The organism is Actinophytocola sp. (genome assembly GCF_049647105.1).
In the GTDB taxonomy this organism is placed as follows: Bacteria; Actinomycetota; Actinomycetes; order Mycobacteriales; family Pseudonocardiaceae; genus Actinophytocola.
Genome location: NZ_JBARWZ010000016.1, coordinates 38,641 through 58,930, shown reverse-complemented (window position 1 = coordinate 58,930; position 20,290 = coordinate 38,641). Strand labels below are relative to the sequence as shown.

Genomic DNA, 20,290 nt, shown 5'->3' with positions numbered 1-20,290 from the left:
CTCTAATCGGGCAGACTCGCGGTCATGGACGGGCTCGGGTTGGTCTTCGACGAGATCGCGGCACAGTACGACCGGGTGCGGCCGGGATATCCGGCCGAGATGTTCGACGACATCGTCGCGCTGGCCGGGGTGCCTGCCGGTGCGCGGGTGCTCGAGGTCGGGCCCGGGCCGGGCACCGCGACCCGGGATCTGCTCGCGCGTGGCTTTCGGGTGCACGCCGTCGAACCCGGCGCCGCCCTCGCCGCGCGGGCGGGCGCGAACCTGGCCGGTCAGCCGTTCACCGTGGACATCGCCCGCTTCGACGACTGGGTGCCGGACGGCACCTACGACATGGTGTTCTCCGCCACCGCCTACCACTGGGTGGCGCCGGAGGTGCGGTGGCGGCTGGCGGCCAACGTGCTCGCGCCAGGTGGTGCACTGGCGCTCGTCACCAACCGCACGGTCGAGGGCGGGGTGTTCAACGACATCTACCAGGCATCGGCCGACCTGCACGCCCGCTACGCACCGGAGGTCGAGTTCGGGCTGTCGCCGTCCGCCGGGTCGCTACTCCGCGAGGTCAGTGCCGCGGCGGACGACATCGGCGCGGTGTGGGAGGTGGCCGAGCCGAAGTCGGGGCACAGCCGTGCGGGTGCGTTGTTCTCGCCACCCGTGATCCATTCCTACGAGTGGGAAGCCGCCTACGACGCCGACGACGCGGCGGCGCTGCTGTCGACCTATTCGATATATCTGCGGGTGCCGCCGGAGCGGCGCGCGCGGCTGCTTTCCGGCATCACCGACATCATTCGCGCGGACTTCGGCGGGGTCGCGACACGCCGTTACCTCGCCATACTGACCGTGGCGCACCGGAGAGAACCCGTGCAGGATCGGTAGGCGTGACGCAGATCGAGATACCGCCCCGCGCGGAGGGCTCCCAGCGGTTGCACGGCTACCTCGCGCGGCCGGCAGGCGACGGTCCGTGGCCGGGCGTGGTGCTGGTCCACGAGGTGTGGGGGCTGGACGGGGAGATGCGCAAGCACGCCGACCGGCTCGCGCGCTCCGGCTACCTCACCCTCGCGCCGGACCTGTACAGCCAGGGCGGGGCGCGCTGGTGCCTGGCGGCGACGCTGGCCGCGATGTCGTCGGGGAAGGGCAAGGCGTTCGCCGACATCGAGGCCGCGCGGACGTGGCTCGCGGCGTCGGACGACTGCACCGGGCGCGTCGGCGCCATCGGGTTCTGCATGGGTGGTGGGTTCGTGCTGCTGACCGTGCACACCATGGCCGCGGTGTCGGCCAACTACGGCATGCTGCCGAGGAAGCCGGACGAGGCGATGGCGGGCGCGTGCCCGGTGCTCGCCAGTTACGGCGCCCGTGACCGCATGCTGCGTGGCGCGCCGGGCAAGCTGTCGGACGCGCTGGAACGGGCGGGTGTCGTGCACGACGTCGAGGTGTACCCGAACGCCGGGCACTCCTTCCTCAACGAGGAGGAGAGCGGACCGCGATGGCTCCGGCCGCTGCTTCGCGCCTCACACTCAGGCCCCGAGCCGGAGTCAGCCGCGCTGGAGTGGCGCCGGATCGAGGCCTTCTTCGCGGAGCACCTCGGCGCAGACGGAACTCCCTGAGCGCCTCGTCGACGACCATGACGTAGGCAACCGCCACCAGCCACAGCGAAGTCGGACGTGGCGGGACCGCCCGGTCACCGAAAATGCCTGATCAGCGCCTCGATGGCCTCGATTTCGCGGCACACGAGCGCGCCCTGCGCCGACCGCGGCCGGTATGTCGGTTACACGGATGCCGGACCGGCATACCGGCCGGAGATTTTTCGCCGGTCAGTCGAGCGTTTCCCGATGGGTGGGAATCGACGGCTCCTGGAAGAGGTTCTCGTACACCGGCTGGCCGGTGTTTCGCGCGGCCTTGCCGTTGGCGTGGTGGATGGTCGGGTGGCTGAAGAGCGCCGTGGGAACCTGCTGAGCGGGCTCCTCGTTCGTCGTGGTCGTAATGGTCGTACGTCCCTTCTGGACAGGCTGGGACCGCGTTGCCACCTTCGGCAGAAGCGGGACGGCTCAACGGGAATCCCGGTGCCTCCGCAGGTCTCGTCTCCCCGGACGAGGTGCTTCCCAACTGCCAACAACCTACACCCGAACGCCCCCACAGGGCAGTAATTTCGCCCCACACCGCACCCCCGCGTGTCCAACCCATACAACCCAACCCACCCCAACCCACCCACAAACCCCCATAAGACCCCGCGAGTCCACGGTTCGGACCCCGCGAGTCCACGGTTCAGAACCCGCGAGTTCACCGTTCCGGCCTCGCGAGTTCACCGTTCGGGACGCCGAGAGGCGGCGATCGACGCGTTCGGGCAGCCAGAACCGCCGGTTCGTGGGTCACGAGAGGGCGGCTCGCGGGTTCTGAACGGCAAACTCGCGGGTCCCGAACCGTGGACTCGCGGGTCCCGAACGGTGGACTCGCGGGGTCTGAAGCGTGGACTCGCGGTTCTTGGGGTGGCTCGGGGGTTGGAATCAGCTCTTCTTGGTTCGGGTGCGGCGCTTCGGGGTCGGCTTGGCCGGCTTCTGCTCGGACTCCGCCTTCGCCGCCCGGTAAGCCTCGACGACGTGCGACGGGATTCGGCCGCGGCCCGAGAGCCCGAATCCGTTCTCGTTCGCCCATGCCCGAACCAGCCCGGCGTCGTTCGCCGCACCGGAACCGTTCTGACCCGACTTGCTGCCGCGCTTGATCCGGCCACCGACCCGCCGACCAGCCTCGACGTACTCGGCCAGACCGCCGCGCAGCCGCTCGGCGTTGTCCTCCGACAGGTCGATCTCATAGGTCACCCCGTCGAGGCTGAACAAGACCGTGGAAACATCGGAAGAAGCCGTACCGTCGAGATCGTCGACGAGTTGGACCAATACTTGCTGTGCCATCTATCCGCTCCTGACGTGCACGATTCGTGCATACCCGCTGGTTTGTTGCCCGCAACTGTGCAAATAATCAGCTGAATCAGCCAAAAGCGCAAGTGATCACGAGGAATTGGGTGCAGGTCCGATGTGGAACAGCTGGCGATGGTTGAAGACACCGTGTCGGAAATGAGAGCCTGATCTGCCGGCAGGCACCGGTTCACGGCTGTTGATCACAGCGGGCGGTCACGCCCGGCCGGGGGTCGTGACAGGGCGCAACGGCTGTTCACCCGTGTTTGACGCCCCAATTTGCCCCCGGGTGTGGCGTTGTTCAGCCGGACCTGCTTACTTGTGCGCATGAAGCTGACGGCAGAGGGCGAAACTACCGGGGCACACGCGCGGGAGGTGCGTCCGCTGCACGGCCCGCCGCGCGGGACGTGGCCGCAGATCGGAACCTACCTCTTCATCCTGGGCCCGTTCGTCGCGCTCCTCGCCGCGATACCTCTGACCTGGGGCTGGGGCCTGCACTGGCTCGATGTCGGGCTCGCCGTCTTCTTCTACACGGCCACCTGCCTCGGGGTGACCGTCGGATTCCACCGTTACTTCACACACCGCGCGTTCAAGGCCTCCCGGCCATTGCGGGTTGGGCTCGCGATCGTGGGCAGCATGGCGTTGCAGGGCCCGATCACGCACTGGGTCGCTGACCACCGGCGCCATCACGCGTTCTCCGACCGCGACGGCGACCCGCACTCGCCGTGGGCGTTCGGCTCCTCGCCACTGGCGCTGGTGAAGGGTTTCTGGCACGCCCACATGGGCTGGGTGTTCGACCGCAACCTCACCAACGCCGAGCGGTTCGCGCCCGACCTCCTCGCCGACGGCGACATCGTCCGCGTGCACCGCCAGTTCGGCCTGTGGACCCTGGTCACCCTGACCGCACCCGCCGTGCTCGGCGGCCTGATCAGCTGGTCGCTGTGGGGCGCGGTCACCGCGTTCTTCTGGGCCGGGCTCGTGCGGGTCTCGTTCCTCCACCACGTGACGTGGTCGGTGAACTCGATCTGCCACATGATCGGCTCGCGCCCGTTCGCCGCCCGCGACCGGTCGGCGAACTTCTGGCCGCTCGCCATCGTGTCCATGGGCGAGTCGTGGCACAACCTGCACCACGCCGACCCGACCTGCGCGCGGCACGGCGTGAAGCGCGGGCAGATCGACATCTCCGCCCGGCTCATCTGGTTCTTCGAGAAGTTCGGCTGGGCGACCGACGTGCGCTGGCCGACGCCCAAGCGCCTCGCGACGCTGGAGAACCGCGGCAGCGCATAAGACGTGGTGTGCGGGTGGCGCAAGCCCGCCCGCACACCGCCGCCATGCTTCCTTGTGGACGATCATGCCGAGCGCCGTTGAGCCTGGCTCTACCAGTGCGTCGGGCGGATCAGTCCGGCCGAGACACTGGTGGACTCGTCGCCCTGCGCGGCGTTCAGCTGGAACTGGGTGAGGTACAGCGCGCCGGTGAGGTCGGCGCCGCGGACGTTCGCGTCCCGCAGGTCCGTGCCGAGCAGGTCGGCCTCGCGCAGGTCGGCGCCGGTGAGGTCGGCGCCGATCAGGTACGCGCCACGCAGGTTCGCGCCGCGCAGCGCCGCCTTGCGCAGCTTCGCGCCGATCAGGTCGGCGCCGCGATGGTCCTTCTTGCCTCGGATGCCGGCACGGAGGGTCTCGCTGGTGCGGGCGAGCAGCGGGCGGACGCGGAGGCGGAGCGCGTCGACGTCCGTTTCCAGAAGGGTTGCCGCGTCTGCGTTGGTGCGTTCCTCGACGTCCTTCAGCGCGGTGGACACGTCGTCCGCGGGCGCCTTCGCCGACGCTTCCGTGAGGTACCACAGGATCTCGTGCAGCTGGCGCATGACCGCGAACACGTCGAACATCTCGGTCGCGGTGCCCGGTTCGTCCCGCCAGGACACTCCACCGTAGGTGACCTGCGCCACCTGCTGGCCCGCGCCAAGGCAGTCGAACACCGTGCAGCCGGGAAAGCCGTGCGGGCGCAACGTTTCGTGGATGCCACAGCGGAAGTCGGTGAGCAGGTTGGGGCACGGCCTACCTGCCGGTTTGTCGATGGCGAAGTCGGCGGACTTCGCGAACGCCGGTGCGACGCAACACAAGCCGAAGCAACTGCCGCAGTCGGCCCGCAAGGTGGACATGACTGCACGGTAGCGCGTGCTGGTCACCCCGAACGGGTCAGTCAGGGCGCTGGCGTGAACGGGCCCGGTTCCGGGCGTTTCGCGACGAAGCCGTCGCCCGGCTGGCGGCCGGACAGCTTGTTGCGGATCGTGTCGTGGACGGCCGGGTAGACGTGCTGCCGCACCCACGTCCAGTGGCCGACCGCGGTGCGCCACACCGGTTCGCGGGCCGCGGGCGGGAGCGGGGCGAGCCACGCCGGGTCCGGCTCCTGGTCCAGGGCGGTCAGCACGTGCGCGGCGACGCGGTGGTGGCCGAGCGGGCCCAGGTGCAGCCGATCCGCGCTGTACAGGCGTTCGTCGTGGCAGTACTCGTCGTCGCGGACGTCGACCAGCAGCGTGCCGTACTTCGCGGCCGTCTCGGTGATCAGGTCGTTCAGCCGCGTCACCCGGGGCCGTAGCCTGCCGAGGCCCGGCAGCCGCGCGATGTCCGGCAGCGTCAGCAGCACCATCGTGTCCGCGACCTCCGCCATGGTCGCCACGATCTCGTCCAGTGACCGCGCCATGGTCTGCCAGCGGCCCTGCAGCACGTCGTTGCCGCCGCCGAACAAGGTCACCAGGTCCGGCCGGTGCGCGACCGCGAGCGGCACCTGCTCAGTGAGGATCTGGTCGAGCCGCCTGCCGCGCACCGCGAGGTTCGCGTACTCAAGCGACGGCGACACCCGCGCCAGTTCGCCCGCCGCCAGGTCGGTCCATCCCCGGTAGCCGCGGCCGTCCGGGTACGGGTCGTCGATACCCTCCGCGCAGCTGTCCCCGATCGCGACGTATCTGCGAATGCGCATCCGTCCAAGGTAACCGCCACCGGCTGACGGTCGTGCCGTCGCCGCGCTAGACGGGCCGGTCCGCGCGAGCCAGTGTGCGGACGCGGAACCCGAGCACGACCAGGATGACGCCCCACACGATGGCGAAGGTGGCGATCGCGATGACCAGCGCGATGGCCCCTTCGGCGGGCTGCACGATGAGCAGCAGGCCGAGTACGAGCGAGACGACCCCCGACAGGGCGAGGAACCATTCGTTGTGGATCACCTTCCGCAACCGGATCGCCGCCGCGATCTGCATGACCCCCGCGACGATCGCCCACACGGCGATGATCACGAGCAGCACGATGACGGTTATCCGCGGCCACACGAGCGCGAGCACCCCGGCGAGCACCCCAAGGATCCCGAGCGTGATCAGGTACATCCGGTCGGTGTCCTGCCCGATCCCCATCATGAGCGACGTGATGCCGTCGAGCAGCGTGTAGATCCCGAACAGCAACGCGAGCGACAACACGGTGATCTCGGGCCACACGATGGCGACAATCCCGAACAGGATGGCGACCACACCACGCAACACGACGAGATGCCACCGGCGAGCGAGAAGTTCCAGCACATTCGAATGGTCGACCTGTCGCGGGGATCCGGCAACGCGGCAGTCGCAGATTCCGCCGTCCGGGTCGGCCCCGCGACCATACGGAATCGCATCGCCACCGTGCGTGGATACTGCCCGCCATGTCCCATCCACACGACCGGGCCATCGCCCACGTCACGACGCTGGCGACCGGCGAGCCGGTGGACCCGTCGTGGCGCGTGACGCTGCACTTCCACCCCGATCGGCTCATGGACGGGGCGCCGATCCTGCGGCTCATGGCGCGCGACGGGGTGTACCGGTCGCAGTTCGAGACCGGGACCAGCAACGGGGGCCTGACCGCGTTCCCCTGCGGTGACCGCTGGCGGTGGGAGAGCCGGATCTTCGCCGGTGCCTACGACGACGGAGTGCCGACGGACCGGCCCAAGTACGGATCGCTGAACTTCCGCGGGCGCCTGGTCGGCGGCTCACCGCGCTTCGGCTCGTCGTACCTGCGCCTGGGCGAGCACACACTGGCCCGGAGCACGTTCTGCTACCCGGACAGCGTGTTCGAGCCGGAGCACTTCGGCGTCGCGGCGCGAATGTCCACGCTGGTCGCCATGGCCGAAGCGGACGACAGGGACGCGCTCGACGACTACGTCGAGACCCAGGTACACGGCGTCGTCGACCTCGCAACAGATGTCGAAGCCCTGGTCCTCGACCCCTGCTACCGCGGCACCCCGACAGAGACCGCGGCCAGAGCGTTGGCATGCCCGATCGAATGGCACGGCGGCTTCACGCTGACCACGACCGAACTACGCGGCAATCCCGCCTATCGAGGCCCGGAGTTCGTGGAACTCGGCGAATCTCTCGCCCGTGACGGCCGACTGGATGCCCGGACCATCGGCGACGCGTCCCGCACCGGCCGGTACGACGAGCAAGCCCTGAAAAGGGTCTGGCACTACGTGGCCAGATTCGGCAGCCCCGAGATGCGCGCACATTCCTGACGTGCTCGCTGAGATCACCGCAACGAACGTCCTGAATGCGGGCCCGAAAGCCGCGAACCGGCCGGATGCCAACCCCCACCCGTTCCCGGGGGCGTCCCGCCATGCCAGTCTACCGGTGGGGGCTGACATTTCTGTGTTGTCGATCTTGACTGTGGATAACCGGTGTTGCTGTGGACAACCGGGGTGCGGGGGGCCGGGACTGTCGGTGGGCCGGCGTAGCGTGGTTCGAGGGGGCCGGAGGCCAGCTCCTCACACCAGGCCCGCGTCGTGGACCAGTAGGGCGATCTGTGTTCGGTTGCCTGCCGACAGTTTGGTCAGTACGCGGGTGATGTGGGATTTCACCGTTGCCACGCTGACGTGTAGTTCCGCCGCGATCTCCGCGTTCGTGTGGCCCTGACCCACTGCCACCGCCACGTCGTGTTCCCGTGCCGACAGGGTTGCCAGTGCCGAGCGGGCCTGGCTGTACGCACCGGCCTCCGTTGCCGCGCGGTCCATCAGGCGGCGGGTGATCGTCGGGGACAGCATCGGCTCGCCCGCGGCCACCCGGCGGACCGCGGCCGCGATCTCCGCCGGCGGGGCGTCCTTCAACAGGAAACCGCTCGCGCCCGCACGTAGCGCGCGCAGCACGTTCTCGTCCGAGTCGAACGTGGTCAGGACTATCACGTCGGGTGGGTTGGTCCTGGCACGCACCTTCGCTGTCGCCGCTATGCCGTTCACCCTGGGCATGCGGATATCCATCAGCACCACGTCGGTCGGGTGCGCGTCCAGTGCCGCGGGTACCTGGTCGCCGTCGCCTGCCTCGCCCACCACCCGCATGCCGTCGGCGCCGTCGAGCATCATCGTCAGGCCGGCGCGGACCAGCGCGTCGTCGTCGACGATCAGTACCCGGATCATGGCTGCGGCGTCCGCGACTCGCTCATGCCGGCCACGGTAGTGATGCCGACACCTGGAACTCCGTCGCGGTCGCGCGGTGGTCCAGTCGCCCGCCGGCCAGCCGCACTCGTTCCGTCAGGCCCACCAGACCCGTGCCGGTGCCCGGGATCGACGACGTGGTGCCCAGCGGGTTCGACACGTCGATCTGCAGCTGGGCACCCGGCGTGCCGTCCAGTGCTATGCGTACTGGCTGGCCCGGTGCGTGTTTGCGCGCGTTCGTCAGCGCCTCCTGCACCACCCGGTACGCGGTCCGGCCGGTCGTCCCGGGCACCTCCGTCAGCCCGATCTCGCCGCCGCGCAGCTCCACCGGGGTGCCGATCGCCCTCGACTCCGCCACCAGTGACGGCAGGTCCGCCAGTGCGGGCACCGGGCGTGCCAGGTCGTCCGGTTCGTCGCGCAGCAGCGCGATCACGTCCCGCAGCTCGTTCAACGCCTGGTGCACGGTCGTCCTGATCACGCCCGCCGCCTGCGACAGCCGCTCCGGCGGCTGGTCCTGCCGGTACTCCAGCGCACCCGCGTACGTCGCGAGCAGCGAAAGCCGGTGCGCCAGCACGTCGTGCATCTCCCGCGCGATCGCCGCGCGCTCCGCCGCCCTCGCCTCCGCGACCCGCCTGCCCTGCTCGGCCTCCGCGCGTTCGGCCCGCTCCTTCAGGGACGTGATCACCGCCGCCCGCGCCGCCGCCAGCTGGCCCCAGCCGACCAGGCCCGCGTGCAGCACTACGATCAGCGTCAGCCACCAGCCGTACGACAGGCCGCTGGTCGGCTGCCACAGACCCCGCGCCGCGTGCGCGACAACGCCCGCCGTCGCCACCGCGACCGCCACGCGCAGCCGGTGGCTCCGCGCGATGTGCAGGGTCGCGATGTTGGCCACCGGTGTGCCGGTCGCGGCGACCGCCGCCAGCACCGTCAGCGCCAGCGCCGCCGGCATCGGCCGCGTGAACAGCAGCGGGAACAACGCGAGCCCTGCGACCGCGGTGGCGATCTGCAGCGCCGTCATGGCCGGCGAGCTCCCGGCTTGGGCGTCGCCATACACGATCGCCGCCATGAACACGGCGATCATCGTCATCGTCAGCCACAGCTTGCGGCCGCAGAGCTGGTAGTGCACGAACCCGAGCGTACGAGCCGGATGGTGCGGCGACCATCGACCAAAGTCGAATTCGAACCAGCCGGCTGGTCGATGTGTGACTCCTCCCCTGCACGCGACGCTACCGCCATGACCACGACAGTTCCGCGAACCTCGCTCTGGCCGGCGCTCGTCGGCGCGCTGCGCGGCACCGTGCTCGAGCTGGGTCCCGGTGACGGCACCAACCTCCGGTACTACCACCCGGACGTGCGGCTGGTGGCCGTCGAACCCGGCGCCGCCGCCCGTGAACGCACCGGTGCCGCCACTGGCCGGCTCGGGCTCGACGTGCGGGTGCTCGACGGTCGCGCCGAGGAGCTGGCGCTGCCCGGCGGAAGCGTCGACGCGGTCGTCTGCGCGTTCGTGCTGTGCTCGGTCGCCGATCAGGCCGCCACACTCGCCGAGGTGCACCGCGTGTTGCGGCCCGGTGGGCGGTTCCTGTTCGCGGAGCACGTCGCCGCGCCCTCAGGCACCTGGGTACGGCGTGGCCAGAACGTCTACGCCGGGCTCACCAGGCTGGTCGGCGCACGTTGCCGCCCGAACCGGGAGACCGGCCCCGCCATCAGACGTGCCGGTTTCGACGTCGTCGACCTGCACCGCTTCGACCTGCCCGGCCCGCTCGGCGCCGGGATACCGCACCTCGCCGGCGCCGCGGAGCGCCGGTGTGACCTGGAAGGACGTCAGCATGACCAGCACTGAGACCGTGGAGGTCCCCACCGCGGGCGCGTACCGCATCGAGCCGGGCGAGTCGACGATCTCGTTCGCGACCCGGCACCTGTTCGGGCTCGCGCCCGTACGCGGCACCTTCGCGCTCCGCGAAGGCCTCGTGCACGTCGCCTCGCCGGCCGAGACGTCGACGGTGCGCGCCACCATCGCCGCCGACAGCTTCGACACCGGCCTCTCCGCACGTGACAACACCGTGCGGTCCGGGCAGTACCTCGACGTCGCACAGCACCCGGACATCACGTTCACGGCGACCGGCGTGGTCCGCGACGGTGGCTGGACACTGCGCGGCACGCTGACCGTGCGAGGCCGCACCGAGCCGCTCGACGTGCGGATCGACGAGGTTCGCGTGCTCGACGGCAAGCTGCGGCTGCGGGCCACCGCGGAGGTGGACCGCTATGCGTGGGGCATCACGGCGGCGAAGGGCATGACCGGCAGGCGGTTGCGGTTCTCGCTGTCGCTTTCCGCGACTCAGGTCTCGATCGCATAGGCCTCGATCTCTACCCTCATGCGCGGGTCGAGCAGTGCGCGGACCTCGACGAGGGTGGCCGCCGGGCGCACGTCACCGAACATCTCGGCGTGCGCCCTGGCCACAAGTAACCTGTCGCCGATGTCGGTCACGTACGTCACGGTCCGCACCACGGCAGCCGGGCCGCTGCCCGCCTCCTTCAGTGCGGTCTCGATGATCGACAGCGCTTCCTTCGCCTGCACATAGGTGTCGGTGCCGTCGAGGTCGCGGGCGCAGGTCCCGGCGACGTGGACGTGGTCGCCGACGCGGACGGCACGGCTGTAGCCGTACACGTCCTCGAAGTCGCCGCCGGACGGGTACTCGGCGCGCATGGTCCTCCTCACGGGATCAGGGTGGGCAGCCGGACGGCGATGTCCGAAGGGGACGGCAGCGCCGCGATCTCCTCGGCGAGCCGTCGTGCCGCCGCGTGCCGCTCTTCGTCGGCCAGCAACGAGCCCGCCGAGACGGTAACCGCCTCCACCGACAATTCCGCGCCGAGAGATCGGGCCCATCGTCGGTCTCGCACCAGCCGGGCGCGACGGCGTGTGCGGGGTGCCGACGCACCCGATGGTGACCTCGCCCGCGACTTCGCGGGCCGGGCACGTGACGCGAAGCTCGCGCTGCCCGGCGCGGTGTGGGCGCCGCGCGGCAGGGTCCGCGTCGCGGTCCGGTTCACGTTCGACGGCGAGACGGTCACCCGGCTGGAGCTGCTGGCCGATCCGGACCTGCTGGCAGCGCTGGACATCGGCATCGGGGACTGAGCACGATCGCGGCATGACACACGTTGTGGTGCTCGGCGGCACCGGGCACATCGGCGGCTACCTCGTGCCCCGGCTGGTCGCGGCCGGGCACGAGGTGACGGTCCTGACCAGGGGCAAGGCGACGCCGTACCGGCAGGACGGGGCGTGGTCGGCGGTCACCACGGTGGTCGCGGACCGGGCCGAGGAGGAGGCGGCGGGCACGTTCGGCGCCCGGGTCCGCGACCTCGAACCGGACGTGGTGATCGACCTGATCTGCTTCACCGCGGCCAGTGCCCGGCACCTGGTCGAGGCGCTCGCCGGGCGCGTCCAGCACTTCCTGCACTGCGGCACGATCTGGATCCACGGCCCGAGCGTGGCGGTGCCCACCACGGAAGATGCGCCGCGCCGCCCGTTCGGCGACTACGGCGTGCGGAAGGCGGAGATCGAGGCGTACCTGCTCGACCAGGCACGCAGGCACGGTTTCCCCGCGACCCTGCTGCACCCCGGGCACATCAGCGGGCCTGGCTGGGTGCCGATCAACCCGGCAGGCAACCTCGACCTCGACGTGTACCGCAGGCTCGCCGGTGGCGAGGAGGTCGCGCTGCCGAACCCGGCCTGGAGACGCTGCACCACGTGCACGCCGACGACGTCGCCCAGTCGTTCACCTCGGCGATGGCGAACCGGTCGGTCGCGGTGGGGGAGAGCTTCCACGTCGTGTCGTCCGCCGCGCTGACCCTGCGTGGCTTCGCCGAGAGTGTCGCGGGCTGGTACGGGCGGGAGGCGAACCTCGCGTTCCTGCCGTGGGAGCGGTGGCGGGAGACGGTGGCGCCGTCGGCCGCCGAGCTGACCTGGGACCACATCGCGCACAGCCCGAACAGCAGCATCGCGAAGGCGGTGCGGCTGCTCGGCTACCAGCCCAGGTACAGCTCGCTCCAGGCCGTCCGGGAGGCACTCGAATGGCTGGCGGCCCACGACCGGGTGCCGAATCCGATGTGACTGGCGTCACAAAAGATGGTGTCGTGGGGCGTTGGGACGGCCTCGACGTTCCGGGCGACACAGCTTTCGACACCGTGACAGGAGCAGCACCGTGAAGTACATGATCCTCCACTACGCGTCCCAGGCCGACTACGACGCGATGGCGGGCAAGGACGGCGAGGCGGGCCGGGCATGGACCCCGGACGAGGTCGCCGCGCTCGGTGAGTACATGGGCAGGTGGACGAACGAACTGGTGGAGTCCGGCGAGTTCGTCGCGGCCCACGGCCTTGCCGCGCCCGTGCTGACCCGGCGGGTCGGCGTCGAGAACGGGGAGACCGTGGTGACCGACGGTCCGTACGCGGAGACCGCCGAGGTGGTCGTCGGCCTCACCATCGTCGACTGCGTGAGCTACGACCGGGCCACCGAGATCGTCGCCAAGCTGGCGGCCACCCCCGTGCCCGCCCACGTCCAGGCACGCGGCTACGTCGACATCCGGCCGCTGATCGACGGCATGGAGGACATCACGTCGTGACCGCCGCGACCGATGGCCTGCTGCGTGACCTCGCGCCGCAGGTCCTCGGCGCGGTCGTCCGCCGCTACGGCCACTTCGATGCCGCGGAGGACGCGGTGCAGGAGGCGCTGATCGCGGCGGCCACGACGTGGCCGGACAGCGGCGTGCCCGACGGGCCGAAGGCGTGGCTGATCACGGTCGCGGCCAGGCGGCTCACCGACCTGCTGCGCAACGAGCAGGCCCGGCAGCGCCGGGAGGACACGTGGAAGCTGCCCGCCGCCGCGCCCGCCGCCGACGAGGAGGACGCCGACGACACGCTGATCCTGCTGTTCATGTGCTGCCACCCGGCGCTGCCTCGGGCGCACCAGATCGCACTCACGCTGCGGGCGGTCGCCGGTCTCACCACGGTCGAGATCGCACGGTCCTTCCTGGTGTCCGAGCCGACGATGGCGCAGCGCATCACCCGCGCCAAGCAGCGGGTGAAGGCGAGCGGGGTGCCGTTCCGCATGCCGGCCGACCGTGACGAGCGGCTCGCGGCCGTGCTGCGGGTGCTGTACCTGATCTTCACCGAGGGCTACGCGAGCACGGCGGGTCCGTCGGCCTACCGCGCAGAGTTGTCCCGGGAGGCAATACGGCTGACCCGCATCGTCCACCGGCTGATGCCGCTCGATGGCGAGGTGGCAGGGCTGCTCGCGCTGATGCTGCTGACCGACGCCCGCCGCGACGCCCGCGTCGGGCCCGACGGTGTGCTGATCCCGCTCGCCGAGCAGGCCCGCGCACGGTGGCACAAGGACTTCATCGACGAGGGTGTCGAGCTGGTGACCGCCGCGATGTCGGCGGGCCCGTCCGGGCCGTACCAGCTGCAGGCCGCGATCGCCGCGCTCCACGACGAGGCGCGCTCGGCAGGCGAGACGGACTGGCCGCAGATCGAGGCGCTGTACGGGGTGCTCACCGAGATGACCGGCAGTCCGATGGCCGCGCTCAACCACGCGGTGGCGGTCGCCATGGTCCACGGCCCGACGTCCGCGCTGAGGATGGTCGAGGACCTGGCGCGGGACAAGCGGCTGACCGACCACCACCGGCTTCACGCGGTGCGGGCGTACCTGCTGGAGATGTCGGGCGACGTCGATGGCGCGCTTCCCGCGTACCAGGAGGCCGCGCGCCGCACCCAGTCATCGCAGGAGCAGCGCTACCTGAGGATGAAGGCGGCCGAACTCGCGCGGAACCTCAGGGGACCGTGACGGCACCGGCCCACGCCGGGTCGCGGCCGGTCAGCCCGAGGATCCGGTCCAGCACCGGCGCGTCCGATGGCACCGGCACCTCCGGCCCGTAGAGCCCCATCTCCCGGCCCTGGTCCGCGCCGGCCGCCACCCCGTCGTGCACGTACGTGAGCAGGTCGTCCGGCAGGTCAAGCGGTTGCCCGGTGGCTCGCGCGAGATCCCACGCGTGCACGACCAGCTCGCCGACGATCATCTCGCCGACCATCTTGGCGGGCCCCATGCCCGTCATGCCGTCCCACGCGGACGCGGGCGTCCACGCGTCGACCGTGCGGGTCAACTGTGCGAGCAGCGCGCCGCGCCAGTCCGCGACCTCCACATCGGACGGCGACACGGACTCCTTGCGAGCGGCGCCTTCCAGCGACGGACCCCAGTACAGCAGGTGGTGGACCAGCTCCCGCACATCGAACTCGGCGCACGGCGTCGGGTTCGCGAGCTGCTCGGACTCGATGGCGCTGACGACGTCGGCCAGTGCGCCGGCCGCGGTGGACATGTGTGACATGGCGGCGAGGCTAGGCCTGCGCCGGGCGGGCGGTATTGGACGAACGCGACATAGACTCCTGGCGTGCGACGGGATGTCCGCGAGGTCGGGAACGCGTGGACGAAGTACCAGCGGCACGCGTACCCGGAACCGGCCGAGGCACTGCGGCCCTGGGTCGCGCGGTACTGGGTCGTGGACTGGGACTACGAGGAGCCCTACCGGCAGAAGATCGTCCCGTACCCGAACGTGCACCTGTCGTTCGAGGGTGGCCGCGCGAACGTCAACGGCGTGGTCAGTGGCCACCGGATCAAGGTCCTGGCAGGCGAGGGGCACGTGTTCGGCGTCGCGTTCCGGCCCGGCTGCTTCCGCCCGTTCCTCGGCGCGCCGGTCTCGACGATCACCGACAGGGTCGTGCCGGCGACCGACGTGTTCGGGCCGGACGTGCCGGACCAGCCGGACGCGGCGGCGGTCGAACGGTTCCTGCTCGACCGCTTGCCGGAACCGGACCCGCGCGCGTTCGCCGCCGCCGACGCGGTGGCCGCCATCGCGGAGGGTCCGGACGTGACCAGGGTCGAGACGCTCGCCGAGCAACTCGGGATGAGTGTGCGCGGGGTGCAGCGGCTCTTCGCCGAGTACGTCGGCATCGGGCCCAAGTGGGTGATCCGCCGCTACCGCCTGCACGAGGTGACCGAACGGATGGCGGCGGGCGGCGAGATCGACTGGGCAGGTCTCGCCGCCGACCTCGGCTACGCGGACCAGGGCCACTTCATCCGCGACTTCAAGAGCATGTTCGGCGAACCACCCACCTGGTACGCCCGGCGCTATTAGTTTCTTGTGGACGGTCCCGCCAGTGCGTAGGTCGTGAGTCCGGTCGCGCCGAGCACGTACGCGGCGACCGTGGCGGCCCAGGAGTCCCCGGGCTGGACGAGCCACGTCAGCAGTGGCGCGGGCGGGGTCCGCGTCGCGAGGATCGCGGTCACCCCGCCGACCGTCCACGCCATCGGCACGCACCACGCGAGCCCGCCACCCAGCACGGCGACACCCAGCGCGGCGAGGCCGGTCAGCCCGATCGCGTTGCGTACCACCATGTCCGCCGGCACGTCGGTGGCCACCCCCAGTGTCGCCACCGCCCCCGCCGCCGCGGCGCCGATCGTCACCGTGTGGACCGTTCTGCGCACCCGCCAGCCCAGCGCCGCCGTCCGCTCCAGGCCGATGTCATGGCCCGCGAGCGAGGTCGCCGCCACCGACACCACCACCGTGACCGCGAACAACGCGAGCACCACCCGGGTGAGTCCCGAATCGGCCGCGGCGGCGAGCCCGCCCAGCGCGGCGACCGCCGCGAGCGCGACCCCCGTGGTCGACGCGAGCCGTCGCGACCGCACGTAAAGGACGAGCCACCTCACGGCAGTTCCAGCGTGGGCATGTCACCGCGACCGTCGCAGTCGAGCGAGTCGACCCGGAACGCGGCCACCCGTGCCGCCTGCTCGGCAGGGGGCAGTGCCCGCAGTTCCCGCCACGTCGCGCGGGCCTCGTCCGCCAGCACGTCCCACACCTCGAGGGTGCCGGGCACCGGCGCGAGCTCCCCGGTGAACCACGACGCCGTGACGACCCGTGCGGTGAGCGAGTCGGTCGAGCCGCCCCAGCCGGGCCCGTTCACGCACAGCGGGGTGCCCGCGCCCGCGAGGACGGCGAGCTTGATCTGCTCCGGGTCGGTGAGCCGCTTGGTGCCGAAGAAGAACGGGGCCACGTCCATCGACTCCGGCTCGTAGTCGCCCCGGTCCGGGTACTCCACGACGGACGTCGGTGGTGACGGGAGCTTTGCCATCAGTGCCAGGGCTTCCCGCGCCGGGCCGGTGAGCGTCGGCAGGTAGTCGGCGTGGACGTGGCGGACGCACACGCGTGGCCCGTCCTCGTCGCACACCAGGGCCATCGCGTCCGCGTCGGCTACCACCGGACCATCCACTCCGGACAGTACGGGCACGGTCACGGCGGCGGCCACCGCCACCGGCAGGAGCGCGGCGAGCCGGGTCCGTGCCCGCACGGCGAGCGCCAGCACGAAGCCGGTCGCGCCGATCCCCGTGAACCACAGGGCCTGCGCGAGCGTGACGGGCAGGGCCACCGTGGTGAACGCGGTGACGTCGGGCGCCGCGAACGCGGGCGTCAGCAGCAGCATCCACCCGTGCGGGATCACCGCGATCTGCGCGGCGAGCGCGGCGACCGCGAGCACCGGCGGCGTGACGAGCGACGGCAGGAGCCGGCCGATCCCGAAGCCCAGCAACGCGATGCCGACCAGCGCGAGCACCATCACCCCGGCGACCGGCAGCCACTTCAGGTGGAAGTAGGTCGCGGTCCTCGCCACCTGCACGCCGCCGACGATCAGGAGCACCACGTAGGCGGCACTCAGCGCGATCGCGAGCGCGCCCACTGTCGGCAGCAGTCGCCGCCACGTGGTCCGGGGCGCGGTCGAGAACAGCTCGGTCACCCGCGCCCGGTGGTCTCGAAGTCCTTGCCACGCACCGGCTCCCAGCACCAGCGGCCACAGGAACACTGTCAGGTAACGGGTCCACTGGGCGAGCCCGGTCCACTCCTCGTTCCACTGCGCGGTGCCGTGGACCCACGGTCCGGTCAGCGAGTAGATGAGGCCGAGCGAGAAGACCACCAGGCCGATGCCCAGCACGGGTGCGGTGGAGCGCCGCAGTTCGGTGCGCAGGATCATCGCGCACCACCACTCGCCAGCACCGCCGAGTAGCCGCGTTCCATCGGGCTGTCGCCCGCGTCGGCGTCCGTGCCCTTGGCCGCGAGTTCGCCCGCCGCGCCCTGGAACACGACCCGTCCGGCGTCGAGCAGCAGCACGTCGGTCCACGCGGCGGCCACGTCCTCGACGAGGTGCGTGGACACCATGACGCACGTGTCGGCGGCGAACTCCTTCAGCAGCGTCCGGAACTGCATGCGCTGCGCCGGGTCGAGCCCGGCGGTTGGCTCGTCGAGAAGAAGGATCGCCGGGTCGTTCACGATCGCCTGTGCGATGCCCGCCCGCCGCACCATGCCACCGGACAGCGTCTTCAGCTTGTCGTCGGCCCGGTCGGTGAGACCGACCCGTTCGATCGCGCGCTGCACCGCGTCTGGCACGCTCGCCTTCGGCATCTCCTTGAGCCACGCCATGTACTCGACGAACTCGCGCACCGTGAACCGGCGGTAGTAGCCGAACTCCTGTGGCAGGTAGCCGAGCCTGCGGCGCACCGCACGCAGGTCCGCGCCACCGAGCAGGTCCAGCTCGCCACCCGCCGGGCGCAGCACCGTCGCGAGCGCGCGGATCAGCGTGGTCTTGCCTGCGCCGTTGGGGCCGAGCAGCCCGTGGACGCCCGAGGTGAGCGACAGGTCGACCCCGTCGACCGCCATCCGCCGCCCGGCCCGGACCCGCAGGCCCTGCGCGTGAATCTCGAACGGATAGGTCGTCGGCGCGACCTCGTCCGTACCGACCATGCGAGGCATGTCGTTGTCTCCCTTTAGTTCTCGAGTCGCGTGTAGACGGTGGCGCGCAGCGCGAGGACGGCCACGCCCGCCACGAGGACGGCCGCCCAGATCCCCAGTGCGGCCGGTTCGAGCACGACCGGTGGCCGTGCCGTGACGAGGCTCGGCCCGATCACCAGCGCCGCCCAACCGCCGATGAGCGCGGCCGCGGCGTGGCGCACGCCGACGAAGCTCCCGAGCGCGAGCGTGGCCACCGTGAAGGCCAGGCAGGGCAGGAGCCACCGCAACGGTGAGGTCAGGGTGGCGACCGCCATGAGCGGGATCACCACCATTAGCACCGCGAGCGTGCGGCGCAGCACCAGGTACAGCCCGGCCCTCGGCGTGGCCGCGACCAGCTCGTGGGCCGGGTCGAGTGCGCGTGCCCACGCCGCCGCGACCCCTGCCACCGGCGCGATCGGTGCGAGCAGCAGGGCGAGCGACGGGAGCGGCGGGGGGATGAGCAGGTCGGCGAGCAGCGCGAACAGAGCGACCAGGACGGTCATCGCCAGCCACGGCCCCATCACGGGCGTGGCCCAGGTGACGAGCCACCGGCCGCGGCGCACCGGTGCCGGTGCCTGCGCCGGTTCGAGGTCCGCCCAGACCTGGTCGAGCAGCGGCGTGACCGAGTCCGCCTCGGCGGCGAGCCGTGCCCGGCAGTCCGCGCAGGTTTCCAGATGTACCTCGACCGCCCACACGACGTCGGTCGCGAGGTCGTCCCCGCCCGCGTAGCCGCGCAGCAGTTCCGTGGACGCGTGCCGGCTCATGACAGTGCCTCCCGCATCGCCACCCGGGCTCTTCTGGCCCGTGTCTTGACCGTGCCCTCCGGCACCCCCAGCAACGCCGCCGTCTCGCGGACGGTCAGCCCGTCGACCACCATCGCCTGCAGCACCTGCCGCAGTTCCGGCGCGAGCCGGTCGAGCGCGACGCCCATTCGGTCACCGACCACATCGGACAGTGCCTCGTCCTCGGCGGCCGGCGCGACCGGCTCGGCCGCGAGCGGTGCTGCCGAGTCCCGTGCCCGTTTACGGAAGGCGTCCACGAGCCGCCGTGCCGCGATCGTCCACAGCCACCCGACCGCGGAGCCGTTCACCGCCGCGCCCGCGAAGCTGCCCGCCGCCCGCCACACCGCGAGGTAGGTCTCCTGCAGCACCTCGGCGACGATCTGGTCGTCCGAGCAGCGCCGCCGAAGACGCACCGCGAGCCACGGTGACGTGCGCCGGTACAGCTGTTCGAACGCCGCCCGGTCGCCGGTTGCCACCAGCCGGACGAGTTCCTCCTCGTCACGCATACCCGGCTAGACGACCACCTCTTCGCGCAGGTTCTCGTATCGATGTGGCCTGCGTCACGCTGAATACTCGTCGGTATGCGGGTGGAGATCAGCGTCGAGTCGGTGGCGGGTGCGCGGGTCGCGGCGGCGGCGGGAGCGGCGCGAGCAGAGCTGTGCGCAGGCCTGTCCGACGGCGGCCTCACCCCGAGCGTCGCGCTGATCGAGGCGGCGTCGGCGCTGATCGAGGTGCACGTCCTGGTGCGACCCCGGCCCGGCGGCTTCCACTACACCCGTGACGAGCTGGACCTGATCGTCCGCGACATCGCGGTCGCCCGGGAACACGGCGCGACCGGGGTCGTCGTGGGCGCGTTGACCGACGACGGTCGCGTCGACGACGCCTGTGCCGCGTTCGTGGCGGCCGCCGAGGGCATGCAGACCACGTTCCACCGCGCGATCGACGTCAGCGCCGACTCACGGCAGGCCGTGGATCGCCTGGCAGATCTGGGTTTCACGCGGGTGCTCACGTCCGGGCGTCGTCGCGCCGCGCTCGACGGCGCCCCGCTGATCAAGGACCTCGTCGCGCGGGCGGACGGCGGGTTGGCGGTCATGGCGTGTGGCGGGGTCCGGGCCGCGAACGCCGCGCGGGTGATCGCCACGACCGGCGTCGGTGACCTGCACGCGGCGCCCCGCCGTCCGGTCGGCAGGACATCCGGCGGCGAGGTCTCCTATGCCGGGGTGGCTGTGCCGCCAGGGCACGACCACTTCGAAACCGACCAGGACGAGGTCGCCGCGCTGTGTGCGGTTCGGCTCGAGTAGGTCG

28 protein-coding genes are annotated in these 20,290 nt (G+C 71.2%); 13 read left to right on the top strand and 15 right to left on the bottom strand.

What is annotated here, in order from left to right; all coding sequences use genetic code 11:
• The first annotated feature begins 24 nt into the window (after nucleotides 1-24).
• Both WBA97_RS02205 and WBA97_RS02200 read left to right on the top strand, forming a co-directional pair.
• The gene (locus WBA97_RS02205; protein ID WP_424228939.1) at nucleotides 25-870 is read left to right on the top strand and encodes a class I SAM-dependent methyltransferase; all 846 of its coding nucleotides are present in this window, start codon (nucleotides 25-27) and stop codon (nucleotides 868-870) included.
• 2 nt (nucleotides 871-872) lie between these two features.
• Nucleotides 873-1,598, top strand: a complete 726-nt coding sequence (locus tag WBA97_RS02200) for a dienelactone hydrolase family protein (protein ID WP_424228938.1) — start codon at nucleotides 873-875, stop codon at nucleotides 1,596-1,598.
• Between the two features lie 207 nt (nucleotides 1,599-1,805).
• Here the strand turns inward: WBA97_RS02200 and WBA97_RS02195 are convergent, their stop codons facing one another.
• The gene (locus WBA97_RS02195) at nucleotides 1,806-2,018 is read right to left on the bottom strand and encodes a hypothetical protein (protein ID WP_424228937.1); all 213 of its coding nucleotides are present in this window, start codon (nucleotides 2,016-2,018) and stop codon (nucleotides 1,806-1,808) included.
• A gap of 477 nt (nucleotides 2,019-2,495) precedes the next feature.
• Nucleotides 2,496-2,897: a histone-like nucleoid-structuring protein Lsr2 gene (locus WBA97_RS02190; protein ID WP_424228936.1), complete on the bottom strand. Its 402-nt coding sequence runs from the start codon at nucleotides 2,895-2,897 to the stop codon at nucleotides 2,496-2,498.
• Between the two features lie 330 nt (nucleotides 2,898-3,227).
• On the opposite strand from WBA97_RS02190, the gene WBA97_RS02185 reads away from it, so the two are divergent.
• Entirely contained in the window at nucleotides 3,228-4,187 is a 960-nt protein-coding gene (locus WBA97_RS02185; RefSeq protein ID WP_424228935.1) for an acyl-CoA desaturase, read from the top strand.
• Between the two features lie 89 nt (nucleotides 4,188-4,276).
• Here the strand turns inward: WBA97_RS02185 and WBA97_RS02180 are convergent, their stop codons facing one another.
• Genes WBA97_RS02180 through WBA97_RS02170 form a run of 3 tightly spaced genes read right to left on the bottom strand, consistent with a single transcriptional unit; the run spans nucleotide 4,277 to nucleotide 6,463 of the window.
• Nucleotides 4,277-5,056, bottom strand: a complete 780-nt coding sequence (locus WBA97_RS02180; RefSeq protein WP_424228934.1) for a pentapeptide repeat-containing protein — start codon at nucleotides 5,054-5,056, stop codon at nucleotides 4,277-4,279.
• Between the two features lie 41 nt (nucleotides 5,057-5,097).
• On the bottom strand, nucleotides 5,098-5,874 hold the full coding sequence (locus WBA97_RS02175) for an SGNH/GDSL hydrolase family protein (protein ID WP_424228933.1): 777 nt from the start codon (nucleotides 5,872-5,874) through the stop codon (nucleotides 5,098-5,100).
• A 46-nt stretch (nucleotides 5,875-5,920) separates the two neighbouring features.
• Nucleotides 5,921-6,463 carry an HdeD family acid-resistance protein gene (locus WBA97_RS02170; protein ID WP_424228932.1) on the bottom strand — a complete coding sequence of 181 codons (543 nt, stop codon included), beginning with the start codon at nucleotides 6,461-6,463 and terminating at the stop codon, nucleotides 5,921-5,923.
• 119 nt (nucleotides 6,464-6,582) lie between these two features.
• Between WBA97_RS02170 and WBA97_RS02165 the strand changes: the two genes are divergently transcribed.
• Nucleotides 6,583-7,425 carry a DUF3626 domain-containing protein gene (locus WBA97_RS02165; protein WP_424228931.1) on the top strand — a complete coding sequence of 281 codons (843 nt, stop codon included), beginning with the start codon at nucleotides 6,583-6,585 and terminating at the stop codon, nucleotides 7,423-7,425.
• A gap of 249 nt (nucleotides 7,426-7,674) precedes the next feature.
• Here WBA97_RS02165 and WBA97_RS02160 read toward each other — a convergent pair whose 3' ends face one another.
• A complete protein-coding gene (locus WBA97_RS02160) occupies nucleotides 7,675-8,319 on the bottom strand; it encodes a response regulator transcription factor (RefSeq protein ID WP_424228930.1) in 645 nt (214 codons plus the stop codon).
• 22 nt (nucleotides 8,320-8,341) lie between these two features.
• Complete coding sequence (locus tag WBA97_RS02155) at nucleotides 8,342-9,463, bottom strand: sensor histidine kinase (RefSeq protein WP_424228929.1); 1,122 nt, start codon at nucleotides 9,461-9,463, stop codon at nucleotides 8,342-8,344.
• A 108-nt stretch (nucleotides 9,464-9,571) separates the two neighbouring features.
• Here WBA97_RS02155 and WBA97_RS02150 point away from each other — a divergent pair, with 108 nt between their 5' ends.
• Both WBA97_RS02150 and WBA97_RS02145 read left to right on the top strand, forming a co-directional pair.
• The gene (locus tag WBA97_RS02150; RefSeq protein WP_424228928.1) at nucleotides 9,572-10,177 is read left to right on the top strand and encodes a class I SAM-dependent methyltransferase; all 606 of its coding nucleotides are present in this window, start codon (nucleotides 9,572-9,574) and stop codon (nucleotides 10,175-10,177) included.
• On the top strand, nucleotides 10,164-10,691 hold the full coding sequence (locus WBA97_RS02145; RefSeq protein WP_424228927.1) for a YceI family protein: 528 nt from the start codon (nucleotides 10,164-10,166) through the stop codon (nucleotides 10,689-10,691). The genes WBA97_RS02150 and WBA97_RS02145 overlap by 14 nt, the downstream gene beginning before the upstream one ends.
• Here WBA97_RS02145 and WBA97_RS02140 read toward each other — a convergent pair.
• Nucleotides 10,673-11,053 (bottom strand): RidA family protein, encoded by a 381-nt coding sequence (locus WBA97_RS02140; RefSeq protein WP_424228926.1) that lies wholly within the window; start codon nucleotides 11,051-11,053, stop codon nucleotides 10,673-10,675. The two genes, WBA97_RS02145 and WBA97_RS02140, sit on opposite strands and share 19 nt — an antisense overlap.
• A complete protein-coding gene (locus WBA97_RS02135; RefSeq protein WP_424228925.1) occupies nucleotides 11,050-11,190 on the bottom strand; it encodes a hypothetical protein in 141 nt (46 codons plus the stop codon). The genes WBA97_RS02140 and WBA97_RS02135 overlap by 4 nt, the downstream gene beginning before the upstream one ends.
• Nucleotides 11,191-11,254: 64 nt before the next feature.
• On the opposite strand from WBA97_RS02135, the gene WBA97_RS02130 reads away from it, so the two are divergent.
• From WBA97_RS02130 to WBA97_RS02110, 5 genes are all read left to right on the top strand, one after another.
• Nucleotides 11,255-11,470 carry a hypothetical protein gene (locus tag WBA97_RS02130; RefSeq protein WP_424228924.1) on the top strand — a complete coding sequence of 72 codons (216 nt, stop codon included), beginning with the start codon at nucleotides 11,255-11,257 and terminating at the stop codon, nucleotides 11,468-11,470.
• 13 nt (nucleotides 11,471-11,483) lie between these two features.
• A complete protein-coding gene (locus tag WBA97_RS02125; RefSeq protein ID WP_424228923.1) occupies nucleotides 11,484-12,182 on the top strand; it encodes an NAD-dependent epimerase/dehydratase family protein in 699 nt (232 codons plus the stop codon).
• Nucleotides 12,164-12,445, top strand: a complete 282-nt coding sequence (locus tag WBA97_RS02120; RefSeq protein WP_424228922.1) for a hypothetical protein — start codon at nucleotides 12,164-12,166, stop codon at nucleotides 12,443-12,445. Before WBA97_RS02125 ends, WBA97_RS02120 begins: the two co-directional genes overlap by 19 nt.
• Nucleotides 12,446-12,545: 100 nt before the next feature.
• Nucleotides 12,546-12,956, top strand: coding sequence for a YciI family protein (locus WBA97_RS02115; protein ID WP_424228986.1), 411 nt, complete (start codon nucleotides 12,546-12,548; stop codon nucleotides 12,954-12,956).
• Complete coding sequence (locus WBA97_RS02110) at nucleotides 12,953-14,176, top strand: RNA polymerase sigma factor (protein ID WP_424228921.1); 1,224 nt, start codon at nucleotides 12,953-12,955, stop codon at nucleotides 14,174-14,176. The genes WBA97_RS02115 and WBA97_RS02110 overlap by 4 nt, the downstream gene beginning before the upstream one ends.
• Here the strand turns inward: WBA97_RS02110 and WBA97_RS02105 are convergent.
• Nucleotides 14,163-14,714, bottom strand: a complete 552-nt coding sequence (locus WBA97_RS02105) for a TIGR03086 family metal-binding protein (RefSeq protein WP_424228920.1) — start codon at nucleotides 14,712-14,714, stop codon at nucleotides 14,163-14,165. The two genes, WBA97_RS02110 and WBA97_RS02105, sit on opposite strands and share 14 nt — an antisense overlap.
• Before the next feature lie 63 nt (nucleotides 14,715-14,777).
• On the opposite strand from WBA97_RS02105, the gene WBA97_RS02100 reads away from it, so the two are divergent.
• Entirely contained in the window at nucleotides 14,778-15,521 is a 744-nt protein-coding gene (locus WBA97_RS02100; protein WP_424228919.1) for an AraC family transcriptional regulator, read from the top strand.
• On the opposite strand, the gene WBA97_RS02095 is transcribed toward WBA97_RS02100, so the two are convergent.
• From WBA97_RS02095 to WBA97_RS02075, 5 genes are read right to left on the bottom strand one after another with little or no spacing between them, the layout of a single operon-like run.
• Nucleotides 15,518-16,096, bottom strand: coding sequence for a hypothetical protein (locus WBA97_RS02095; RefSeq protein WP_424228918.1), 579 nt, complete (start codon nucleotides 16,094-16,096; stop codon nucleotides 15,518-15,520). The genes WBA97_RS02100 and WBA97_RS02095 overlap by 4 nt on opposite strands.
• Nucleotides 16,093-17,409 carry a hypothetical protein gene (locus WBA97_RS02090; RefSeq protein ID WP_424228917.1) on the bottom strand — a complete coding sequence of 439 codons (1,317 nt, stop codon included), beginning with the start codon at nucleotides 17,407-17,409 and terminating at the stop codon, nucleotides 16,093-16,095. The genes WBA97_RS02095 and WBA97_RS02090 overlap by 4 nt, the downstream gene beginning before the upstream one ends.
• Entirely contained in the window at nucleotides 17,406-18,185 is a 780-nt protein-coding gene (locus WBA97_RS02085) for an ABC transporter ATP-binding protein (RefSeq protein ID WP_424228916.1), read from the bottom strand. Before WBA97_RS02085 ends, WBA97_RS02090 begins: the two co-directional genes overlap by 4 nt.
• Before the next feature lie 14 nt (nucleotides 18,186-18,199).
• Nucleotides 18,200-18,967, bottom strand: a complete 768-nt coding sequence (locus WBA97_RS02080; RefSeq protein WP_424228915.1) for a zf-HC2 domain-containing protein — start codon at nucleotides 18,965-18,967, stop codon at nucleotides 18,200-18,202.
• Nucleotides 18,964-19,491, bottom strand: a complete 528-nt coding sequence (locus tag WBA97_RS02075) for an RNA polymerase sigma factor (RefSeq protein WP_424228914.1) — start codon at nucleotides 19,489-19,491, stop codon at nucleotides 18,964-18,966. Before WBA97_RS02075 ends, WBA97_RS02080 begins: the two co-directional genes overlap by 4 nt.
• A 75-nt stretch (nucleotides 19,492-19,566) precedes the next feature.
• Between WBA97_RS02075 and WBA97_RS02070 the strand changes: the two genes are divergently transcribed.
• Entirely contained in the window at nucleotides 19,567-20,286 is a 720-nt protein-coding gene (locus WBA97_RS02070; RefSeq protein ID WP_424228913.1) for a copper homeostasis protein CutC, read from the top strand.
• The last annotated feature ends 4 nt before the right edge of the window (nucleotides 20,287-20,290 follow it).